Origin of the sequence: Marivita sp., assembly GCF_020055635.1 — a bacterium.
Classification (GTDB): domain Bacteria; phylum Pseudomonadota; class Alphaproteobacteria; order Rhodobacterales; family Rhodobacteraceae; genus Marivita.
Map to the genome: position 1 here is coordinate 1 of NZ_JAIPUT010000159.1, position 3,051 is coordinate 3,051.

The following is a 3,051-nucleotide window of genomic DNA, read 5'->3' on the forward strand; positions in this document are numbered from 1 at the left end:
GGCCTCGGAAATGTCCGAGAGCACGGTGATGTCGGATGGCAGATCGGACTGGCTGGCCCACAGCGTCAGCGACCGGTTGGGGTCGCAGTCTAGCATCGTCACCGGCACCCCCTCATGTGCCAGTTCGGTGCCCAAAAGCACGGCTGTTGTGGATTTTCCGGCCCCTCCCTTGGGAGAGGCGATGACGATGGTCGGCATGGCGGGCTCCTGCTCGTTCTTATTTACCCGATTAGAAGGCTAACCCGATTACTTCACTAATCCAATAAATTTGTTTACCCGGTAACCTATAAAATCCGATTATCGAAAAAATCCGGTTAACAGAATTACTCGATTAATTTACAAATCCGGTAAATATAAATATCCGGTATCTCCCTGCGTAAGGTGACGCGGGTCCACCTGTCCGTGAACCCGTGCAAACAGGCGTGCCGCAGGCGACTTTCCGGAGGCTTGGAATGTTGCGGATTGGTCACGATGTAAAAGGCGGTATTTTGAAAAATCATTCAAAAACAAGGGTCTAAAGAAAATTCCTCAAAGGGTATATAAATCACTATACAGGGGTATGAGTTTTGCTATACATTTATCCTTGTTGAACTGAAATCGAAGGGTTAGAAGCCTTCGCAGTTGAACCCTGCCGGTTCTCAAGGGCGCATTGCGTTCGGCGAGTGACCACCAGGGAGGGACAACAAACGATCGTTGATGGGGCCGAATTAATCGGGCACCGAACTTAAAGAGGAAGATAAGCTATGGCTCTCGACCTAAGCACGCTGACGACTGAACAGCAGCTCGCAGCAATTTACATCGGTTACTACGACCGTGCCGCCGATCCGGTGGGTGAAGACTTCTGGGAAGGCGCAGTCGCCAACCCGAACCTGAGCCTTGAGGACATCGCGACGGACTTCGCGACACAGCCGGAAACGCTGATCGCCTATCCGTTCCTCGAGGACCCGACCGAGGCAGAGGCAGAAGGCTTCATTGCAGAGGTTTATCTGAACCTGTTCAACCGCGCGCCTGACCAGGCCGGTCTGGACTTCTGGAGCGACGCACTGCTTGCAGCCATCAATGGCGACGAGGGTGCACTGTCGGTTGGCGAGATCATCCTCTCCATCATCGAAGGCGCTCAGGACTCGGCCGAAGGCAACGACCGCACGACGATCCTCAACAAGATCGAAGTTGCGACAAGCTGGACCAACGCAGCTGATGCCGCGGAAATCGACTACACGACCGACACCGCCGCTCAGAACAGCGCGAAGTCGATCATCGAAGGCGTGACCGACGAAGCGTCGACCGTCACCTCGGCCAAGCAGACCATTGACGGCTTCTTCGAGCCTGTCGGAGTAGAGGGGAACACGATTCTTCTTACAAGCGCGACAGACGTAAATGGTGTCCCAAATCAGATTACCGGCGAATCCTTTGAGGCGACCGAAGATAACGACCTGTTCCTTGGCTACCTTGCGCAGAACCCGTTTGCTGGAGGCGTCTCCAACTCCCTGTCATCCGCTGACCGGCTCAATGGTGAAGGTGGCAACGATCGCCTGTATGCAGAGCTGACCAAAGAATTCTTGGGTGTCACGGCGGATAACGAAGCTTCGTCGCGCACCGACATTCAGCCGCGTCTCACAAGCATCGAAGAGATCGATATCGAAGCGCGTGATGACACCGAAGACGGTGAGAACCCCCTCGACACGATCATCGTGGATGCTAAGAACATTTTCGGTCATGAAGAAATCGGGTCGTACTATTCCGACGGCGATCTGAAGATCGAAAACCTGACCACGTTGACCTCCAACGGTGTTGCGCGCGACACGTCCGAGATCACTGTGACCATGGATCACACTGACAATTTCAACACTGACGGAGACGCGTCCGACCTGACAGTGTACTTCGACAACGACTACCTTCTGGCGCGTGGTCAGACTGCTGAAAGCGAAATCCTTTACTTCCTGCTCGACGAAGATGCGGAATTGGCCGGTCTGTCCGATCGTCTGAACAACATTGACGTCGACGGTATTCGCTTCTCGATCGAGAATGCAGATGGAACAACGACCGAAATCACTATTGAATCCGACGAAGCGAACATCGCCGGTACGCATCTTGGTTTTGTGAACGCGCTTCAGGCACCGCTTCAGGCTCTGATTGCCGACGGCACCCTGCCGGCTGGCACGCGTATTTTCCTTGATGAGTCGCGTACGACCACAACCTTCATCGACGATGGTTCCGAGTCCGATCCCATCCCGGCGATCGTTGTCGAATCCGGCGACGGGTCCGAGCTGACAGCACTTGGCTTTTCGCGGATCGAAGAAGAAATCGGCGAATACGACGTGTTCGGCCGGATCGAATCCCCGGGTCAGACAACAACAGATGAACCGATTTCGATCGATATTGACCTGCACAAGGTCGGTCGCGGTGGCGAAGGTGGAGATCTGATCGTCGGTGGCAAGTCCGAGTCCACGCCGGAAGGCATTGCTGACGGCATCGAAGTTTTCAATATCAGCGTCAAAGGTGCTGGTAACGACGATCCGAACGGTGGCATGACCAAGCCGTCGAACCTCGGCACGATCACTTCGACCGGCAGCGAACTGCGCGAGGTCTATATCGTGACCGATCCGATGTTTGCACAGGGTGAAACCTTTGCAAGCCTGACGGTGCGGGATGGCTTCGATCAGAGCATCTTCAGCAACGTTGAGTCCGGCGATCTCGAGCTGATCAACGCAGATCAGTTCCTTGGCGATCTGACGCTGGGTACAGGCTCCGGCCGCATCACCAACGCCGACACGATCACGGCACAGGGCGGTGGTGACGTATCCCTCCAGCTTCTGCTGGACGGAACTGAAGAAGATCAGGACTACAACTACACCACTGGCTCCGGTGACGATTCCATCGACATCGACATCGATGGCGACTCGCTGGATTATGCCAACTCTTCGCTGAACATCTCCACAGGTGACGGCGACGACTCCGTCTTTGTCGACGGCGACGGCATCAACAACGGTGGCGACGGGGATGGAACAAACGAGCGACTGAACCAGGCGATCCTCGACAATATCGAGATCA

General features: G+C 55.0%; 2 protein-coding genes. One reads left to right on the top strand and one right to left on the bottom strand.

The genetic code is table 11. The annotated features are described in order from the left end of the window. The coding region (locus tag LCF60_RS24040) for a ParA family protein (RefSeq protein WP_292295058.1) at positions 1–198 on the bottom strand (198 nt) is incomplete at its 3' end. Between the two features lie 545 nt (positions 199–743). On the opposite strand from LCF60_RS24040, the gene LCF60_RS24045 reads away from it, so the two are divergent. Beyond that, the coding region (locus LCF60_RS24045; RefSeq protein WP_292295059.1) for a DUF4214 domain-containing protein at positions 744–3,051 on the top strand (2,308 nt) is incomplete at its 3' end.